This is a genomic window from Mesorhizobium sp. M8A.F.Ca.ET.218.01.1.1, from assembly GCF_004791165.1.
In the GTDB taxonomy this organism is placed as follows: Bacteria; Pseudomonadota; Alphaproteobacteria; order Rhizobiales; family Rhizobiaceae; genus Mesorhizobium.
Genome location: NZ_SRUZ01000203.1, coordinates 1 through 285, shown reverse-complemented (window position 1 = coordinate 285; position 285 = coordinate 1). Strand labels below are relative to the sequence as shown.

Sequence of the window (285 nt, the reverse complement as noted above, 5' to 3'; positions counted from 1 at the left end):
GTTCGGAGCTCGAAAAAGCGCAAGCCGTTCGTCTGGCCGATGCCTCGGCTCAGAAGCAGGATGGCAGCCGCTACGTCATATCAGGCAATGTCTTCGAAAACGGCCAGGGCGGAAAGGTTGCGGCCTTCGGCGTGCGCGTGCAGGAGCCGACAGCTTTCAAGGCAGGTGAAGCCGCTGACATCGGCGATGGCGAGACGCTGCTTATCAATGAAGACGGCACTTACGAATATAGCAAAGCCGCGAGCTTCGAGGGTTCGCGCGGCAAGCGCGTCTACATCTCTGTCG

The 285-nt window shown here is 59.6% G+C and carries 1 pseudogene; it reads left to right on the top strand.

The features are described from left to right. Positions 1-285: pseudogene (locus EN861_RS35020) on the top strand (carbohydrate ABC transporter permease); the annotation flags it as partial.